General features: G+C 60.8%; 16 protein-coding genes and 1 pseudogene. 10 read left to right on the top strand and 7 right to left on the bottom strand.

What is annotated here, in order from left to right:
* Positions 1-2: 2 nt before the first annotated feature.
* Positions 3-983, top strand: a complete 981-nt coding sequence (locus ABTV29_RS15735) for a transketolase family protein (RefSeq protein WP_096512036.1) — start codon at positions 3-5, stop codon at positions 981-983.
* Between the two features lie 305 nt (positions 984-1,288).
* Here the strand turns inward: ABTV29_RS15735 and ABTV29_RS15730 are convergent, their stop codons facing one another.
* The gene (locus ABTV29_RS15730) at positions 1,289-2,194 is read right to left on the bottom strand and encodes an NAD-dependent epimerase/dehydratase family protein (RefSeq protein ID WP_433765259.1); all 906 of its coding nucleotides are present in this window, start codon (positions 2,192-2,194) and stop codon (positions 1,289-1,291) included.
* A 148-nt stretch (positions 2,195-2,342) separates the two neighbouring features.
* Here ABTV29_RS15730 and ABTV29_RS15725 point away from each other — a divergent pair, with 148 nt between their 5' ends.
* From ABTV29_RS15725 to ABTV29_RS15715, 3 genes and pseudogenes are all read left to right on the top strand, one after another.
* Positions 2,343-3,266 (top strand): LysR family transcriptional regulator, encoded by a 924-nt coding sequence (locus tag ABTV29_RS15725; RefSeq protein ID WP_433765257.1) that lies wholly within the window; start codon positions 2,343-2,345, stop codon positions 3,264-3,266.
* A gap of 118 nt (positions 3,267-3,384) precedes the next feature.
* A complete protein-coding gene (locus tag ABTV29_RS15720; RefSeq protein WP_433765256.1) occupies positions 3,385-4,167 on the top strand; it encodes an SDR family NAD(P)-dependent oxidoreductase in 783 nt (260 codons plus the stop codon).
* Positions 4,168-4,203: 36 nt separating this feature from the next.
* A pseudogene (locus tag ABTV29_RS15715) lies at positions 4,204-4,279 on the top strand (helix-turn-helix domain-containing protein); the annotation flags it as partial.
* Between the two features lie 127 nt (positions 4,280-4,406).
* Here ABTV29_RS15715 and ABTV29_RS15710 read toward each other — a convergent pair.
* Both ABTV29_RS15710 and ABTV29_RS15705 read right to left on the bottom strand, forming a co-directional pair.
* Positions 4,407-5,198, bottom strand: coding sequence for a glycosyltransferase (locus ABTV29_RS15710; protein ID WP_433765255.1), 792 nt, complete (start codon positions 5,196-5,198; stop codon positions 4,407-4,409).
* Between the two features lie 71 nt (positions 5,199-5,269).
* Positions 5,270-5,479 carry a co-regulatory protein PtrA N-terminal domain-containing protein gene (locus ABTV29_RS15705; protein WP_433765254.1) on the bottom strand — a complete coding sequence of 70 codons (210 nt, stop codon included), beginning with the start codon at positions 5,477-5,479 and terminating at the stop codon, positions 5,270-5,272.
* Between the two features lie 184 nt (positions 5,480-5,663).
* On the opposite strand from ABTV29_RS15705, the gene ABTV29_RS15700 reads away from it, so the two are divergent.
* Positions 5,664-5,915 (top strand): DUF3606 domain-containing protein, encoded by a 252-nt coding sequence (locus tag ABTV29_RS15700; protein ID WP_433765252.1) that lies wholly within the window; start codon positions 5,664-5,666, stop codon positions 5,913-5,915.
* Between the two features lie 37 nt (positions 5,916-5,952).
* On the opposite strand, the gene ABTV29_RS15695 is transcribed toward ABTV29_RS15700, so the two are convergent.
* Positions 5,953-7,347 (bottom strand): ATP-binding protein, encoded by a 1,395-nt coding sequence (locus ABTV29_RS15695; RefSeq protein WP_433765251.1) that lies wholly within the window; start codon positions 7,345-7,347, stop codon positions 5,953-5,955.
* Positions 7,325-8,017, bottom strand: a complete 693-nt coding sequence (locus ABTV29_RS15690) for a response regulator transcription factor (RefSeq protein WP_433765250.1) — start codon at positions 8,015-8,017, stop codon at positions 7,325-7,327. Before ABTV29_RS15690 ends, ABTV29_RS15695 begins: the two co-directional genes overlap by 23 nt.
* Before the next feature lie 117 nt (positions 8,018-8,134).
* Between ABTV29_RS15690 and ABTV29_RS15685 the strand changes: the two genes are divergently transcribed.
* The 4 genes from ABTV29_RS15685 to ABTV29_RS15670 all read left to right on the top strand — a co-directional run bounded on the left by ABTV29_RS15685 (position 8,135) and on the right by ABTV29_RS15670 (position 14,583).
* Positions 8,135-8,824, top strand: a complete 690-nt coding sequence (locus tag ABTV29_RS15685) for a response regulator transcription factor (RefSeq protein ID WP_433765249.1) — start codon at positions 8,135-8,137, stop codon at positions 8,822-8,824.
* A gap of 103 nt (positions 8,825-8,927) precedes the next feature.
* A complete protein-coding gene (locus ABTV29_RS15680; protein ID WP_433765247.1) occupies positions 8,928-10,346 on the top strand; it encodes an efflux transporter outer membrane subunit in 1,419 nt (472 codons plus the stop codon).
* Positions 10,343-11,509, top strand: a complete 1,167-nt coding sequence (locus ABTV29_RS15675) for an efflux RND transporter periplasmic adaptor subunit (RefSeq protein ID WP_433765245.1) — start codon at positions 10,343-10,345, stop codon at positions 11,507-11,509. The genes ABTV29_RS15680 and ABTV29_RS15675 overlap by 4 nt, the downstream gene beginning before the upstream one ends.
* On the top strand, positions 11,506-14,583 hold the full coding sequence (locus ABTV29_RS15670; protein ID WP_433771708.1) for an efflux RND transporter permease subunit: 3,078 nt from the start codon (positions 11,506-11,508) through the stop codon (positions 14,581-14,583). Before ABTV29_RS15675 ends, ABTV29_RS15670 begins: the two co-directional genes overlap by 4 nt.
* Before the next feature lie 405 nt (positions 14,584-14,988).
* On the opposite strand, the gene ABTV29_RS15665 is transcribed toward ABTV29_RS15670, so the two are convergent.
* Both ABTV29_RS15665 and ABTV29_RS15660 read right to left on the bottom strand, forming a co-directional pair.
* Positions 14,989-15,429, bottom strand: a complete 441-nt coding sequence (locus ABTV29_RS15665; protein WP_433771706.1) for an acyl-CoA thioesterase — start codon at positions 15,427-15,429, stop codon at positions 14,989-14,991.
* 143 nt (positions 15,430-15,572) lie between these two features.
* A complete protein-coding gene (locus ABTV29_RS15660; protein ID WP_433771704.1) occupies positions 15,573-16,496 on the bottom strand; it encodes a LysR family transcriptional regulator in 924 nt (307 codons plus the stop codon).
* A gap of 159 nt (positions 16,497-16,655) precedes the next feature.
* Between ABTV29_RS15660 and ABTV29_RS15655 the strand changes: the two genes are divergently transcribed.
* The gene (locus tag ABTV29_RS15655) at positions 16,656-18,446 is read left to right on the top strand and encodes an acyl-CoA dehydrogenase C-terminal domain-containing protein (RefSeq protein ID WP_433771702.1); all 1,791 of its coding nucleotides are present in this window, start codon (positions 16,656-16,658) and stop codon (positions 18,444-18,446) included.
* Positions 18,447-18,579: the final 133 nt, after the last annotated feature.

Genomic DNA, 18,579 nt, shown 5'->3' with positions numbered 1-18,579 from the left:
TCATGAATACCGCACCGCTGTCGAACAACTCCTGGCAGTACCGGGAACTGAATAGCCAGACACCAAGCTTGAATGCCCTGTCGGACGCCTTGATCGAACTGGTTGAAAGAGGCGAGCCGATCGTTGCCGGTACCGCTGACCTTCAATACTCCAACGGCCTGTCAAAGTTCGCCGAACTGCATCCGGAAAAATTTGTGCAGTTCGGCATTTCCGAACAGAACATGGTGTCTGCCGCCGCCGGGATGGCGGCAGTGGGGATGAAGCCGTTCGTGGCAACCTTTGCGTCCTTCCTGCCATTGCTGTGCTGCGAGCAGATCCGTATGGACGTAGCGTACTCAGCCTTGCCGGTGCGCCTGATCGGCCACCATGCGGGGATTTCCCTGGGTTTCTACGGCACCTCGCACCATGCCACCGAAGACCTGGCGATCATGCGTTCGATTGCCGATATCACGGTGGTCGCTCCAGCCGACGGGAATCAACTCAAGGCTGCGATACTCGCATCGGCCAACTACCCGCAACCGATCTACTTCCGCATTCAGCGCGGCCGTGATCCGGTGGTGTATGAAACCGTTCCCGACTTTGTCTTCGGCAAGGCAACCGTACACCTGACCGGCGATGAACTGACCATCATCGCGACCGGCTCCACGGTTCATCCCGCCCTTGAAGCGGCGCGAGCCTTGAATGCCGCCGGGCGTTCGGTGGGCGTGATCGATATGACCACCATCAAGCCGCTGGACCGTGAGGCGGTACTGACCGCGGCACGCAACAGTCGGTCGATTCTTACCGTTGAAGAACACAACATCATTGGCGGTTTGGGTGGTGCAGTGTGTGAAGTGATCGCGGAGGAGGGCATCGGGGTGAAAGTGCGACGTCACGGAATCTACGACGAGTACAGCCTCATTGCGCCGCCGACTCACCTCTATCGGCATTACCGGCTGGATGCGGCGGGTATCGAAAGCGTAGCGCTGGAGGTGCTGGCCTGAGCCAGGATATCGGGTGGGAGCGAGCCTGCTCGCGATGGTGTGTCAGTCGCCGATGATTTCGCCTGATACATCGATTTCGCGAGCAGGCTCGCTCCCACAGGTCAACCTGATTGACTGATCGGCAGTAACGCCATACCGGTTTTCCCCTTTAGGCTTGTTGGGCCTGACGTGCAACGAGGGTCTTCATTGAAGATCACCCTGGTTGCACGTTTTTTTATGGATGTGATTTGCCAGGGAAAAGCATTCTGCAGCGCATAAAAAAGCTCACCGAAGTGAGCTTTCAGAATCGCGACAGTCAGCGGTTATTACCACTGGACTCCGCTGTTTTCGATCCACTGCAAAATCGATTCGCGCTTGGGCTTCCAGCCAAGCAGAGTGCGCGCATTGACCGCTCGTACGCGGCTGTTTGAGCCGATGGCAAAGCGCGCCCAATCCCCAAGCTCGGCGATTGCATCATCCGCCGGCCAGCTTTGAATCTCGCCACCAAAACCAAGGGACTTACTGATGGACGCAGCGATTTCCAGGAAGGATGCTTCGCCGTTTTCGGCGAAGAACAACGAGGCCGATGGCGCCTTTTCGATGGCCAGGCGATAGAGCTCTGCCAGATCTTCGATGTGCACGTTGGACCAGCGATGGACCCCGGCCCCCATATAGGCGCCGGCGCGATATTTACGCGATTGTGCGAACAGCTTGGGCAGTTGATCGCTTTTTGCCGGCAACCCCAACGATTCGCCGTAGATCATGGTCGGGCAAAACACGATGCTGCGAATACCTTGTTCGACACCTGCGCGCCGCACGACCTGGTTGATGTGGACCCGGTCCTTGCGGATGTCCATGGGGGTGAATGGCGTCTCGTCGGTGAAGATCTCGGCACGCTCATAAGCACCGCGGGCATCGTCGCCTACAACACTGGAGCCCGAGGTGTGCAGCAGTACTTTGCCGCTGCCGCTCAGGGCGCTGATAAAGGTTTGAACCGAGGCCAGATGATCCGAGTTGGCCGCATTCACCACCGCGTCGGCAGCACGCGCCTGTTCGCTGAGGATAAAAGCGTCATCCAGGGTGCCGAGCACCGGGGTGATGCCCAGCGCCAGCAGCGCACTGCGCTGTTCAGGGTTACGCAGCAGGCCACTGACTTCATGACCCGCATCCACCAGGTATTTGGCGATCGAACCGCCGATGTAACCGGTCACGCCCGTAACGAAAATTTTCAATGTTCTGTCTCCTTCGTATCTTGAGTTTGCCCGGCCTCTACGCGAAGCAAAGGCGCGGTCATTCCTGGTCAAGGAATCTCTTCACGATACGATGGGGTCCGTTTATGAGCTAGACTGCTCTAACTACAAGTATCTGTGAATATAGTTCATGCTAAATCTCAAAGACATCAACCGTTCCGGCGAGATGGAAGTGTTCACCCGGGTCGTCAGTGCGGGGACTTTCTCAGAGGCCGCCCGGCGCCTGGACATGTCGCCCTCGGCGGTGAGCAAGTTGATCGCCCGTTTGGAAACGCGACTCGGTGCACGTTTACTTCATCGTTCCACCCGGCGCCTGGAGCTCACGGCCGAAGGCGAGCGGTTCAACAATGAATGCCAGCGGATTCTTGAACTGATTGACTCTGCCGAGCGTGATATCGGCAATGTGGCCAAACCCAGCGGGTTGATTCAGGTCAATGCCAATCTTCCCTTTGGCCTGCATTGCCTGCTACCGCAGCTACCGGATTTTCTGGCTGCGTACCCGGACATCACCCTGAACGTGGAGCTGACCGATACCGTCGTGGATCTACTGGAACGACGCGCGGATGTCGCGATACGTACCGGACCGATGAAGGAGTCGAGCCTGGTTCAGCGCCGACTGGGTGAAAGCCGAATGATCACGGTGGCATCACCGGCGTACATCGCACGCCACGGCCAGCCGAAAACCCTGGATGACCTGCAGCGACATAATCGGCTGAGCTTTGGGTTTCATCGTCATTCGCAAGCCTGGGTCTATCGAGATGCCGATGGCCAGCGCATCGAAATTGAACCCAAAGGCAATGCCTTGCTCAGTGATGGCGAGAGCATGCGCCAGTCGGCTCTGGCGGGGTTGGGTATCGCTCGACTCGCGAGCTTCCATATCAATGCCGATATCGAGTCGGGGCGTTTGGTGCCGTTGCTGGAGCCATTCAACAGCGGTGAAACCGAGGCGATTCATGCAGTGTTTATCGGTCCCGGACAGCAACTACCTCATCGGGTCAGGGTTTTCATTGATTTTCTGTTAGAGCGAATTGGCCCGCATCTGAAACCTTCCTGACGGCAGGTCAAGCCTCCATTTTCAGAGTTTTGTTAAAGCAGTCTTCAGCAACCCTTGAAAGACTTCGGCCCGAGCCTGGGGCAACATTTTGCGCATAACAACAAACAAGGCAGCTTTCATGGACTATCAACTGACTGGCAAGACCGCACTCATCACCGGCGGGGCGACCGGCATTGGCAAGGCCATCGCCCAGCGCTTCATCCTCGAAGGCGCACGTGTTGTCATCAGCGGGCTCTCGGCACACGAAGTGAGTGCGGCGGTGGAAGAACTGGGCGAATCCAGCAAGGGCCTGGTTGCCGATCTGACGCAGGACGGGGCGGCGGAACGCCTGGTCAACCTGGCCAAGGAGTCCGGCCCGATCGATTTCCTGATCAATAATGTCGGGATATTCGAGGTCAGGGACTTTTTCGAAACCGACGACGCCCAGTGGTTTCATTACTTCAACGTCAATGTCATGAGCGGCGTACGCATGACTCGCCTTGTGATGAAGGGCATGCTCGATCGCGGACAAGGGTCGATCGTGTTTATCAGCAGTGAATCCGCCGTCAAGCCGCAGCCGTGGATTGTTCACTACGGCGCGATGAAAACCTGCCTGCTGGGTATTGCCAGGGCACTGGCGGAGTTGACCAAGGGCACCGCGGTGCGCGTCAACTCGATTCTGCCCGGGCCTACCTATACCGAGGCGGTCAAGCGCTATCACCGGGAAATCGCGCAAGAGAAGGGCATCTCGGCGCAACAGGTGGTGCACGACTACTTTGATGAAACCGAACCGACCTCCCTGATCAGGCGCATGATCGAGCCCGAAGAAGTGGCCTGCAGTGTCCTGCACCTTGCAGCATCGCCGGCACTCAACGGCATGGCCATGCGCATTGAAGGTGGAACCATTCGCTCGATACTTTGACTGGATGATCAGTGCCGCCGGCCACCCCCCGTTTATTTGCGCCTGCTGCGCATTTTTTTCCATTGTCGTGAAGTGTGGTGGATTCACGGCTGCGCAGGCCGAGTTGAACATGCCGGCTTTATAAGCCGCATGCCAGCGTACTGGACGGCAGCTGGCATTTTCCCGAGGCCATGCCGGCGGGTTGAGGTGGACCGCGAACAGAATTGATCTTTCTGAGTTCAAGTTCGCTGAGCCTGGGATCAGGCTCCCAGGGTTTTGCCTTGGATAATTTGCTCGTACATCCGGACCCTGCGGTGATTGCGTGCATAACCGCCCATCGCCGATACCGTGCCGCTCTGGATGTGATCCAGGTAACGGAACATCTTTCGCGGTGCAATAAAACGTACCTGGTAGCCCAAGGCAGTCATTCGATCCTGCAGTTCATAACCCGGATTACGTTCGTCCATTTGAAAGTGAAAACCCTGTTGCTTGATGAGCGCTGCATTCCATAGCGTGCAAAAACTCTTCAAGTGCTTTTCTCGATACGGCTTCGGCGCTCTTGCCTGGACACCCAGCGCCAGCAGGCTGCGGCGAGTGTGGTGTTTGCAAAAACGTGAAGCCAGTCGCCAGGCCGAGCGAGCGCCCCCCCGATCCAGTTGCTCCAGGCAGCCAACCGCTGCCACTTCCCGTTGCCCCGTGCATTGGTCGAGCATCATGGCGAAAACCGCGGGATCGTAAATGAACGTATCGGTGTGCAACAAAAACAGGTACTCGGTTTCAACCCGTGCCAAAGCGAGATCCAGTGCCCGGCCATGGGCAATGTTTCCCGCTTCGGGGCCGGCATGCTTGCGTTCGATCAGTTCAATCCAGTCCAGTGTGCGCAAGTACTCGCTGCTCGCATCGTCGGAGTGGTTATCCACCACAATCACCGGTACACCTGTCCCGCGCAGGGCCTCCTGCAGAAGCGTGAGACAGGTTTTGGTCAGATCAAGTGTTTTGTAGTTAACCAACGCAATGCTGTAGTTGGCTGTCGCTGGAAGTGGTTGGGTCATAACCTGTGGAACCTCGATGATTTAAGCGAAATCGCGCAAGCTTTCTCAAAGTCGACGGGACATAAGTACCGTCAATTCGAGCGCGAAACGTCGTCGGAAGAGGTGGTGTGGTTACTGGCCGTGGCGGTAGCTGCAGTAGAGTCTGACTGTTGATACGCGGCCATGGCAGTTGCCCTGGCGGTTTCCATCTTGGCCATCACGGTATCGCCGCCGCCTTCTGCCATTGCAGCCACAGAGGCAGTCATCAAGGTCGCGATCAAAAGGGCTTTAAGTCTGTTCATGAGTGTTCTCCAGTTTTGAGTTGAGCCAACACGGTGTTGGTTGGCTTGGACTCATCCTGACGCTCACGGCCTTTCGCCCTGTTCTCCGCAAAATGAATTTTTCGACAGGTTGGCAGCGGGGTGATTTTTTTGAGGAGGCGAGGGGAGATAAATACGGGCTTCACATTTCTTTCACAAAAACGTAATGCTTCCATCTAATCCGATTACTCTGTCTGCTTACTCTCGACCAGGTTTGGAAAGTCCAATGGAACAGCGACAGCCATCACGCGGAACAGACGAGATCAGAATCAACATTCGGGATAAATCCGAACTTGAGTTTTGGGCGGGCAAATTTGGAGTGTCCCGGGATGACATCAGATCCGCGGTCCAGGAGGCAGGTGATTCGCTAACCGCAGTTCAGAGACAGCTGGAACAGGAGCACGCTCTGCCTGCCTAGCACAGAGCTCCCGGTAAAAAGCCGCTTTTTATGACGCTCAGACAAGGCTATGAGGCGCAGATGCGCCCGCCAACGCCGCTTTACCCAGCAGATCGATCCGACAGCCAGGCGCTGCATCACTGACGGTCAGTTTCAGGTCGTGCAGGCGCGCCACGGCCGAGACCATGCTCAACCCCAGGCCATTGCCCGGCGTGTGCCGGCTCGCTTCGGCACGGTACAGCCGACGAAACACGGCTTCGCGCTCACCTGGGGCAATGCCCGGTCCGTTGTCCGTGACCCGAATCCCGACCGTGCCGTGATCCGCGATCACCGACAGACTCACTCGGCTATGGTCGGGACAAAACTTGATGGCGTTGTCCAGCAAGTTGCAGATCGCGTCGAACAACAGTTGTGCGTCCCCGGAGATGATCGCAGGTGACGGGCTTTCGTTGAGCGTGAGGCTGATGCCGCGTTCCTCGGCCAGTGGCTCATACAGTTCGGCGGCATCGGCGCTGATCAGGTTCAGGTCCAGCGTCGCGAAGTGACTGCGGCGGGCACTGTTTTCAATTTCCGAGATGCGCAGCAAGGCCTTGAAGGTCAGCAACAAAGCTTTGGCCTCGTTCAGCGCCGCATCGATGCTGGCGGCGTATTGCGCTTCATCCAGGCCGCGCCGCTGGGTGCGCTCAAGGCCGGCGATCAGGCGGGTGAGCGGGGTGCGCAGGTCATGGGCGATGTCGTCGCACACACCCTTGACCTCGCTCATCAGGCGCTCCAGTTCATCGAGCATGCCGTTGACCACCGAGGCCAGGCGGTCGATGTCGTCGTTGGTGCCCTGGATTGGCAGCCTGCCGGTCAAGTCGCCTTCGATGATGCCCTTGATCGAGCGGCTGACCTTGTCCAGTCGCCGGTGGGCCGAATAGCCCAACGCCACCGCGCCGAACAGGCCGACCACCAGCAACAACACGCCACCGGAAACCAGCGCCTTGATCAGCAGCTCATCGAATTCGCGGATGTCGTGGATGTCCTGGGCCACCAGCAAGGTCTTGCCATCGGCCAGGCGATGGACGATGAAGCGAATCGGCCGCTGGCGCCCGTTGGCCTTGCGCCAGTCGAACTCCTGGGGCTTGTCGTAGGCGGAGAAGGGTGGCAGCTGCCGGATGGCCCCGGCAATGAACCGGCCTTGTGCGTCGAACAGGCTATGGGGCAGGCGCGCTTCGATATCCTGCACGGCATGATTGCGGATTTCCCGAAGTTGCAACTCGGGGTCCTGTGCACTGCGGTTTTCCACCTGGCGATACAGCGCGGTGTCGGCTTCGGTCTTCAGGTAGAACGCCGTTTGCCAATAGACGTAGCCGAACAGCGCCAGGAACGAACAGCCGAACAGCCCGAGAAACATCAGGCCGGTGCGAAAACTGATGGTGCGCGGGATCTCACTCAGGCGAACGGAGGACATAACCGGCTCCACGAATGGTATGGATCATCGACGGTTCATCTTCACCGTCGATCTTGCGCCGCAAACGGCCCATGTGGACTTCAATGACGTTGGTGCGCTCGTCGTAGGCGTAGTTCCACACCGCTTCGAACAGCATGGTGCGCGTGACCACTTGCCCTGCATGGCGCATCAGGTGCTCAAGCAACGCGTACTCGCGGGGTACCAGATCAATGACCCGGTCACCACGCCGGACCGTCCGGCTCAGCAGGTCGATGTCCAGGTTGGCGACCCGTAAACGCGTTTCCCGGGCTTCGGCGACCGGTTCGGCGCGGCGCCGGTTCAAGGCATCCAGGCGTGCGGTCAGCTCGATGAATTCGAAGGGCTTGGTCAGGTAGTCATCACCGCCTGCACGCAGGCCGCGAACCCGTTCATCCAGCGCACTCAAGGCACTGAGGATCAACACCGGGGTGCTCACGCTTGCGGCGCGCAGGGCTGTGAGCACGCCGAGCCCGTCGAGGCCACCGGGTAGCATGCGGTCCAGGACGATCAGGTCGAACGGTTCACTCAAGGCCTTGAGCAGACCTTCGCGACCGTTGTGGACACAGCTCACTGTAAAGCCGTGGTCACACAGGGCGGCTTCGATTTCGCGGCAGGTAGGCAAGTCGTCTTCGACGACCAGAACGTGGGTCATGGCAGGTGAACCGCTCACTTGATCGGGCAGAGGTGTCATAGTGTGACAAAGCTGGCGGCGGTGCCACGTCCCCGTCAGCTAAACAAAAGTTTAGGTTTGATTTACGGAGAAGCCGCCGTGCGCATTCTTGTGGTTGAAGACGACGCCCAGACAGCCGCCTACCTGCTGCGCGGGTTGAGTGAAAGCGGTCACGTCGTCGATATCGCCAGCGATGGCAACAGTGGCCTGGGCATGGCCCTTGAACAGATCCACGACGTGCTGATCGTCGACCGCCGCTTGCCCGGCCTCGACGGTATCGGCCTGATCAAGGCTGTGCGAAAGCAGCAACTGCGGGTGCCGATCCTGATGCTCAGCGCGCAGGCGTCCACCGCCGACAAGGTCGAAGGCCTGCAGGCCGGTTGCGATGACTACCTGGCCAAGCCCTATGCGTTCGCTGAGGTGCTGGCACGGCTCGACGCCTTGTTGCGTGGGCGCGATCCGGTCGCCGGCGCGGCGCGCCAGTTGCAGGTGGGCGAGTTGCAACTCGATTGCGCCACACGCACCGCCGTGCGCCAGGGCCGGGTGATTGCCTTGCAGCATCGCGAAGCGCTGTTGCTGGAGAAACTCATGCGCCACAGCGGGCAGGTGGTGACCCGCGACATGCTGCTCGACAGTGCCTGGGACTACGCCTTCGACCCCAACGACAACGTCATCGACAAACACATCCATCGCTTGCGGCGCAAACTCGATGAAGGTTTCGAGCACTCGCTGATCCGGACCGTGCCCGGCGCCGGCTACAGCTTCGAGGCGTCACCGGTACCCGGCTAAACAAAAGTTTATCTGCCGACGAACGCTCTGGCAGGCGCCTCTCGCTATCTTCGCCCCATTCGTGGATCGCTCCACACTGGCTTTAGCGGGGGATAGCTTGCCCATGTCGGTCTCAACCTTGGCGGCGCGCAGCAGGCGCGGTGCCTATTTTTCAAGCGTTTCGTTGGCGTTGCTCGGCGTGTTGATGCTGAGTGGCTGCTCGATGGTGCCACCCTACCAGCAGCCCGAGTTGCCCCTGGCGCAACAGTTCAATGACCCGGCCGACAGCTCGGCGGCCCGGGGCGGCCAGTGGTGGCGCGAGTTTCACAGCGCCGAGCTGGATCAATTGATCGCCCGTGGCCTGGCCTCCAACTACACCCTCAAGGCGGCGGTCAGCCGTATCGATGAGGCCCGCGCCTCGGCGCAGGTGGCCGGCGCGGCGCAATACCCGGCGTTGAACCTGGGCGGCAACTACCAGCGGCAGAACAACTACGGCACCACGGAAAAACGCAGCGTGTTTGCACAAGCCTCCTATGAAGTGGACTTCTGGGGCAAACAGCGTGCGGCCGCGGATTCGGCCGATGCCTTGGCCAATGCCACGGAGTTTGATGCGCAAACCCTGCGCATGAGCCTTGGCGCGAGCATTGCCGACCGCTATTTCGAGGTGCTGTCCCTGGAGGACCGGCTGCGTCTGGCCCAATCCATTGCCGACGATGCGCGGCAGGTGCTGGACCTGGTGCAGGTCCAGGCCAGCCAGGGGGCGGTGTCGAACCTCGAAGTCGAGCAGCAGCGCAATGCCATGCAGACCTTTGAAGCAGCGATGCCACCCCTGCGTCAGCAGCGGGACCTGGCGTTGTACCAGTTGGCCGTACTGGTGGGCGCGCAGCCCGAGGGTTTTCACCTGCAAAGTGACGGCTTGAAGACCCTGCAAGTGCCGCAACCCGCCACCGGCCTGCCGATTGGCTTGTTGCGCCAACGTCCGGACATCCAGGCAGCCGAAGCCCGCCTGAAATCCGCCAATTTCGACGTGGGTGTCGCCCGGGCCGCGTTCCTGCCGAACCTGTCGCTCGACCTGCTGGGCGGCGTCGACACGCTCGCCGGCGGGCAAGTCTGGAGCGTCATCGGCAGCCTCGGCCAACCGGTTTTCGCCGGTGGCCAGCTCAAGGGCCAACTGCATTTCGATCAGGCCCATGTCCAGGAACTGGCGTCGAGTTATCGCGAGTCGATCATTGAAGCCCTGCAGGATGTCGAGACCCAGCTCAGCGCCGCCCGTGAACTCGACAAGAGCTACGCACTGAACCAGTCCGCCGTGGACTCGGCCCGCGAAGCTGCAAGGCTGGCACAGGTGCGCTACCGCCTTGGCTCCACCGATTTCCAGACACTGCTGATTGTCGAACGCACCCAATACCAGGCCGAAGACACGCTGTTGCAGGTACGCCTCCAGCATTTGCAGGCCGCCGTCGGCCTGTTCCGCGCCCTGGGCGGGGATTTCTCCCCGGACACTCTCGCTTCCAATTCTTCTGCTCAGGTGGCTCATCCATGAATGCCTTGAACCCACGTCGTCGCGTTATTTTCGGGGGGCTGGTGGTGCTCTCGCTGGCTGCTGCCATCGGCGGTTTTCAATGGGTGAGGCAAGCCCATGCCGCGCCGGTAATGGCCGCAAGCGGTGCAGTGCCAGTGCAGATGACCCAGGTCAGCCGCCAGGATTTGCCGATCTGGATCAGCGCTATCGGCAATGTGCAGGCGCTCAACAGCGTCAATGTGCGGGTGAGGGTGGACGGTGAGCTGCAAAAAGTCCTGTTCAATGAAGGCCAGACCGTCACCGCCGGCAGCCTGCTGGCGGTGATCGACCCTCGGGTGTATCAGGCTCAGGTTGCTCAGGCCCAAGCCTTGGTCGCCAAGGATCAAGCGCAGTTGGCCAACCTGAAGGTCAACCTCGACCGCGCCAGCAATCTGGCCGCCGCCAAGGCCGGGCCAACCCAGGACGTCGACACTTACCGCGCGCAACTGGCAGCGCAGCAAGCCACGTTGCAGGCGGATCAAGCGGCATTGGACGCGGCGCGCCTGCAACTGGAGTTCACCCAGGTCAAGGCGCCATTGACCGGGCGCACCGGCCAGCGTCTGCTGGATGTCGGTTCGATTGCCCATGGCGCCGAAGCCACCGGCTTGGTGACCATTACCCAGATGAATCCGATTTCAGTCGCGTTCGCTGTGTCCCAGGACGAACTGGCACAAATTCTCGAAGAGAACGCCAAAGGCGCGTTGCAGGTGGTGGCGATGACCCGCGATGGCCAGCAGGAAATCGCCCGTGGCCAATTGAGTTTCATCGATAGCCAGGTGACCGCCGCCAGTGGCCAGATCCAGCTCAAGGCGCAGTTCGACAATGCCGCCGCAAAACTCTGGCCGGGTGAACTGGTCAGCGCCCGGTTACTGGTGCAAACCCGCAAGGACGTGGCCGTGGTGCCGGCCGATGCCGTGCAATTGGGGCGTCAGGGTAATTTCGTGTACGTGGTGGATGCCGACCAGCGCGTGCAACCGCGCCTGGTCGATGTCGGTACCGTGGTCGATGGCAAACAATGGATTCGTCAGGGGCTGGCAGCCGGTGAGACCGTGGTGGTGCAGGGTCAGTCTCGCGTCGCACCGGGGCTGAAGGTCACGCCGGTCAAGACCGACACCACGGCCGATCTGGCGGAGGCCGCCCAATGAATGCGCTGGCCGGATTGATTCAACGGCGCGTGGGGCTGAGCCTGATGGCCCTCGGGGTCATGCTGCTTGGCGCCTTTGCCTACTTTCATCTGCCGGTGGCACCGTTGCCAACGGTGGATTTCCCGACCATCCAGGTCACCGCCAAACTCTCCGGGGCCAGCGCCGAGACCATGGCGTCTTCGGTGGCGACACCTCTGGAACGTGCGTTTGCCGCCGTGCCGCAAGTGACCTCGATGACCTCGTCGAGCGCGGCGGGCAAAACCCAGGTGGTGCTGCAATTCGACCTGTCGCGAGACATCGACGGTGCTGCGCAGGATGTGCAGACCGCAATCAACACCGCCACACCGAACCTGCCCAAGACCATGTCCAGCGCGCCGACCTTCAACAAGGTCAACCCGGCCGAAGGTACGGTGATGTCGCTGGCGGTGACGTCCCCGGTGCGCACGTTGCCGGAGCTGGATCGCTACGCCGACAACTACATTGCCCAGCGTTTGTCGCAGATGCCCGGCGTCGGCCTGGTGGATTTTCACGGCGAACAGAAACCCGCAGTGCGCGTGCAGATCGACCCGGATGCACTGGCTGCCCGTGGCCTGAGTCTGGAGGATGTGCGCAGCGTGATTGGCGTCAGCACCCTGGACCAGCCCAAGGGCACCCTCGATGGCCAAAGCCGTTCGATCACCCTCGGTGCGACGGATCAATTGCTCGACCCACAGCACTACCGCGATCAGGTCATCGCCTACAAGAACGGCATGCCGATCAAGCTCGGTGACCTGGGCCGGGTGATCGACGGCGCCGAAGACACCCAACAAGCGGCGCAATTGGGGGCCGAGCCCACGGTGATCGTCGACATCCACAAGCAGCCGGGTTTCAACCTCTTGTCGACCATCGCCACGATCAAGGCCAAGCTGCCTGAGCTGACCGCCTCGTTGCCGCGCGATGTACAAGTGCAGGTCGTAGGCGACCGGACCCAGACCATCGAAGCCTCGGTCAATGACATGCAGTTCACCTTGCTGCTGTCGATTGCCCTGGTGGTCGTGGTGATCTTCGTGTTCCTGCGCAAGGCCACGGCAACGTTGATCCCGAGCCTGACCATTCCGTTGTCGCTGGTGGCCACGTTCGGGGTGATGTACCTGCTGGGCTACAGCCTCGACAACCTGTCGATCATGGGCCTGGCGATTGCCGTCGGGTTCGTGGTGGACGATGCCATCGTGGTGATGGAAAACATCGTGCGGCACCTGGAGATGGGCAAGTCACGCCTGCAATCGGCAGTCGACGGCTTGCGCGAAGTAGCGTTCACCATCATCTCGATGACGGTGTCGCTGATCGCGGTGTTCCTGCCGATCCTGCTGATGTCCGGCATCGTCGGGCGCCTGATGCGTGAGTTTGCGGTGACCGTGAGTGTGGCGATCATCATGTCCGGGATCGTGTCCCTGACCATCACCCCAATGCTCTGCGCCTGGCTGCTCAAACCCCACGCCGACCAGGAGGAGGGACGCTTTGCCCGGGCCTGCGAGCGAGTGTTCGACAGCCTGCACAACGGTTATCGCCGCAGCCTGGATTGGGTGCTCGACCATCAACGCATCACCCTGGCCGTGGCGATTGCAACGCTGGTGGCGACCGCCGTGCTGTACGTCGGCATCCCCAAGGGCTTCTTCCCGCAACAGGACAACGGCCTGATTCAGGGCGTGGCCGAAGCGGCGGCGGACATTTCGCCCATCGCCATGCGCGCCCAGGTCAATCATGCCGCCGAAATCATTGGCCAGGATCCGGCCGTGGCCCGGGTGTACTTCTGGATCGGCCCGAACCCGACCGTCAGTCAGGCCAAGGTGATGATCAACCTCAAACCGTTCAGCGAGCGCACCGCGAGTGCCGCCGAGGTGATCCGCCGATTGCAGCCGGCGCTCGACGTGCTGTCCGGGGTCAAAGTGTTCATGCAGGCCAACCAGGACATCCAGATCGGTGGACGGGCCAGCAAGACCCAGTACCAGTACACCCTGCAAGACCCGGACAGTGTCGAACTGGACCACTGGGCCGGGGTGCTTCTGGAGAAACTCAAGACGTTGCCGCAGTTGCAACGCGTCACCTCAGACCAACAGCAGGCCATCGCCCAATCGACCCTGGTGATCGACCGACCCACGGCGGCGCGCCTGGGTGTGACCGTGCAGGCCATCGACGATGTGCTGTATGACGCTTTTGGCCAACGGCAGATTGCGACAATGTTCACCCAGCTTGATCAGAACCACGTGATTCTGGAACTCGATCCGAGCTGGCAAACGTCGACTGCCACCCTTGAGCATCTGTTTGTTCGTGCAAGTTCCGGAGCCCTGGTGCCACTGAACCTGCTGGCCAGCGTCAAGACCGAACAGGTACCGATCATCATCAACCACCAAGGCGTATTCCCGGCGATTACCCTGTCGTTCGACCTCGCACCGGGGCACGCGTTGAGCGAAGCGGTGAACGCGATCAATCAGGCGTCGTTGGCGGTCGCGATGCCCGACACCGTGTCGGGCAGTTTCCAGGGCACCGCACAGGCGTTCCAGGATTCGTTGAAGTCGCAACCCTGGCTGATTCTGGCGGCGATCCTCACCGTTTATATCGTGCTGGGGGTGCTGTACGAGAACGCGATTCACCCGCTGACGATCATTTCGACCTTGCCGTCGGCCGGTTTCGGCGCGCTGCTGGCGTTGATGCTCTGCGGCCAGGATCTGTCGGTACTGGGGATGATCGGCATCATCTTGCTGATCGGTATCGTCAAGAAAAACGCGATCATGATCGTCGACTTCACGCTGCAGGCCCAACAGCGGGGCCTGTCACCCCGTGATGCGGTGCGCGAAGGGTGCCTGTTGCGTTTGCGACCGATCCTGATGACTTCCCTGGCCGCCTTGCTCGGTGCCGTACCACTGGCGTTCGGGCACGGCGCAGGTTCCGAGTTGCGCCAACCCTTGGGCATTGCGATTGTCGGCGGCCTGGCGGTGTCGCAGATACTGACGCTCTACACCACGCCTGTGGTCTACCTGTGGTTTGAACGCCGGCGGAGCAGGGCACAGACTCACGCCAGCGGGGTCGCCGTTTGAAACCCTCAACAACCCCGGGTCTGGGCAACCTGGTCGGACGTTGGCGTTTGCGTCCTTTCCCGGCGCGTACTTCAGTTGGCGTGGCCCAGCTGGCGCTTGGCACCAAGACGCAACGCTGGCGGTTGACGACTGCTTAATGGTTCATTTAAAGCGGCAAGCTGTGCCTTGACGCAGCGCGTTTGCAACGACTACGAATTTGGTGAGTCGCTTGCAGATGATTCCTGAAAAAACCATTGACCGCAGGTTCCGTCGCTCATCGGATCTTCGTGGCACTGGGAATTCGCAGCGAACTGTTCACAAGAAACACATTAATTCAGGTGCATCCGGGTTTTAGAGAACGCGCGCTCGTCAATGCTTGCAGGGTCCGACTTCAATGAAAGCTGCACGCAGGGCCGAGGTCGTCTCTCAATACAGGGCCAGGATGGTCTTCAGCGCACCGCGCAGCGGTGCCGGCAGCGGCACTGGCCGACGCGTTACACGATCTACGTAGACGTGGACAAAGTGCCCCTGCGCCGATGCCTCGATGTCGTCGTTGGCGAACAGTCCGACTTCATAGCGCACGCTCGATGTGCCCAGGCTCGCGACCCGCAGGCCGGCGCGCACCAGGTCGGGGAAGGCAATCGACGAGAAGTAGCTGCAATGGGTATCGACCACCAGGCCAACCGTCGGGCTCTGCTCGAAGTCGAGCAGGTTTTGCTCAAGCAGCCAGCCGTTGACTACGGTGTCGAACCAGCTGTAGTAGATGACGTTGTTGACGTGACCGTAGACGTCGTTGTCCATCCAGCGTGTGGTGATATCGCGCAGGTAGCGATAGTCATCGCGTTGGTGGGGTACGGGTTTGCTCATCGCTCAAGCCTCTTGCTTCATGCGGCGCACTCGGATGTCCGTCTGCTTCTGGTGGCCGCACAGATGCTCGCGGATAACGACCCCCATGGCTGGATACTGCCTGGGATGCCATGGCGTCGCCCCTATCCAAAGGGTGGGGACACTCAAGCAGAAGTTTCGCCGGCCCGCAGAATCTCCCCCACCAACCAGTTCACGGCCCGATCCTGTCCACGCTGCGCCAGGTACACCAGGTCCAGTTCGAAGGCCTCCAGTGCAAACGGCAAATCATGCAGCTGCAACGGCAGCAGTGTCGCAAAGTTGCGCGCCAGTTGGGTCGGCAGCACGACGCACAAGTCCGAAGCCGCCACAAGGTGCGCTGCCTGCAGGTAGTTGGGGGTGGTGTAGACGATCTGCCGTGAGAGGCCCTGTTCCCCCAGCCATTGATCGACCATGCCTCGGGTCTGGCCGCCGTGCACCCAGAGGTGGCGCAGGCGCAGAAAGGTTTCCAGGTCCAGCGTGCCGGTCAAGGCTGGATGGTCCTGGCGCAACGCGACCTGAAGCGTTTCGCTGCGCCAGTGGTGGCGGGCAAAGCGCGCCGGGATTTCGTCGAAGCGGCCCAACACCATGTCAAGTTGCCCGCGATCCAGGGCGTCGATCGGCAGGCTGGGCGCCAATGGGGCGATATCCAGGCGCAGGTTGGGCGCGCAGTCTTGCAAATGCCGCAGCAGGCTCGGCATGCACACCTGTTCGACGAAATCAGTCATGGCAATGCGAAAGGTCTGCCGGCTGGACAGCGGGTCGAAGCCCTCGTCCACGTTGAGTGTTTGTTCGATCTGCTGCAACGCGGCGCGAATCGGGCCTTCCAGCGCCAGGGCCTTGGGCGTTGGCTGCATGCGCCGACCGATACGCACCAGCAATGGATCATCGAGCTGTTCGCGCAGGCGTGCCAGGGCGTTACTGACCGTCGGCTGGCTCAGGGACAGGCGCTCGGCGGCGCGGGAAACGTTCTGCTCGCGCAGCAACACGTCCAGGATACGCAGCAGGTTGAGGTCGAAGTTGGTTGTATTCACTTTGCAAATATCACGCATATGAAAATGAAATTTCTCAAATAGTAGGCAGCTGCTTAGGGTGGCGGCAATCCTTCTTTTCGATTTGGGGAGTGTCGGTGTGAGCAATGGATTCGACGTACAACAGGCAAGGTTTGTAGCGGTGGACACAATGGGCCAGGGCAATGTGGAGGAGCGGGCATGAACTATCAGGCACCGCTGCGCGATATGCGTTTTGTGCTGCACGAACTGTTTGACGTGACCGGCCATTGCCAGCAACTGGACAATGGCCTGGATCGCGAAATCATCGACGGCGTGCTCGAAGAGGCCGCGCGGTTTGCCGGCAAGGTAGTCGCGCCGCTCAATCGCAACAGTGACGAGCAGGGTTGTCGCCTGGAGAACGGCGAAGTCACCACGCCCGATGGTTTTGCCCAGGCCTACAAGCTGTTTGTCGAGCAAGGCTGGGCAAGCATGACCGGACCACTGGACTTTGGTGGCCAGGGCTTCCCGCAAATGGTCTCGGCCAGCTTCCACGAAATGCTGATGAGCGCCTCGCTATCGTTCCGTGTCTATTCCGGCCTGACCGAAGGCACGGTCCTGGCCCTGCACCGCCACGGCAGTGAGGCACTCAAGCAGCGTTATCTGGGGCCATTGGTCAGCGGCGAGTGGACCGGCACCATGTGCCTCACCGAGCCCCAGGCCGGGACCGACCTGGCGCTGTTGCGCACCCGCGCCCAGCCCCAGGCCGACGGCAGCTACCAACTCAGCGGCAGCAAGATCTTCATCAGCGGCGGCGAGCAGGACTTGAGCGACAACATCATTCACTTGGTACTTGCCCGATTGCCCGACGCCCCACCTGGCATCAAGGGCATCAGCCTGTTCCTGGTGCCCAAGCGACTGGTCAACGCCGATGGCTCACCCGGGGAGCGCAACTCCCTGAGCTGCGGCGCGCTCGAACACAAGATGGGCATCAAGGGTGCCTCCACCTGTGTCATGAATTTCGACGGTGCGACAGGATGGCTGGTCGGCGAGCCGAACCAGGGCCTGGCCTGCATGTTCACCATGATGAACGACGCACGTTTCCAGGTAGGACTGCAGGGCCTGGGCATCGCCGAAGCGGCATTCCAGGGCGGCCTGGCCTATGCCCGCGAGCGCTTGCAGTCGCGGGCGATCACAGGTCCCGTGGCGCCGGAAAAACCAGCCGACCCGATCATCGTGCACCCGGATGTGCGGCGCATGTTGCTCACCCAGAAAACCCTCAGCGAAGGCTGCCGCATGCTCGCCGCCTACGCCGCTCGGCAACTGGACCTCGAGCACGGCGTCACCGACCCGGCTCAACGTGATGCCGCCAGCCGCCGCGCCGCGTTGCTTATTCCCATGATCAAGGCGTTCTTCACCGACTGCGGGCAGGAAGCGGCCAGCCTTGGCGTGCAGTTGTATGGCGGTCATGGCTATATCCGCGAATGGGGCATGGAGCAACTGATGCGCGACAGCCGCATCACCCAGCTCTATGAGGGTACCAATGGTATCCAGGCGCTGGACCTGATCCGCCGCAAGCTGCTGGGTGACGGCGGCAGCGAGCTCAATGCGCTGATCGACGAACTGGCGACCCAGACAACAATGGCCGCGGCTCATTCGGAGTTGGCCGAAATGGCCGGGCGGGTCGACCAGCGCCTCCAGGAATGGCAAGCGCTGGCCGATTCGGTGTTGCAGGCCTGTCGCCGCGACCCCGAGGAGATCGGCGCGGTGTCGGTGGACTTTCTGGCCTATTCGGCCTACGTGATGTTGGCGGCCTTGTGGTTGCAGGCGGCGATGCGTGCCAGCGAGGCGCTACAGGCCGGCACCGCAGAAGCGCCGTTCTACCAGGCCAAGCTGCAATCGGCCGACTTCTACCTGCGCCGGATACTGCCACGGGCCGCAGCCCATCGCGAGGCGTTGCTCGCCGGTGCCGGTTGCCTGATGGCCATGGCGCAGAACCACTTCGCGTTCTGAAACCTTCCCGCCTGTGTTGCCACAAAGGGAGGGGCGGGCCAGGCCTCCAGCTGGCTACGCTGCCTCCACGCAGAACCCCTGCCATCAATAATCGACACTGCACGGTGTCGATTTCTCAATCCCTGCGGGCGGC

This window comes from Pseudomonas putida (assembly GCF_050989985.1).
Lineage (GTDB): Bacteria > Pseudomonadota > Gammaproteobacteria > Pseudomonadales > Pseudomonadaceae > Aquipseudomonas > Aquipseudomonas putida_AI.
Note: the sequence above shows the minus strand (reverse complement) of the source record. Positions and strands in the feature narration are given on the sequence as shown.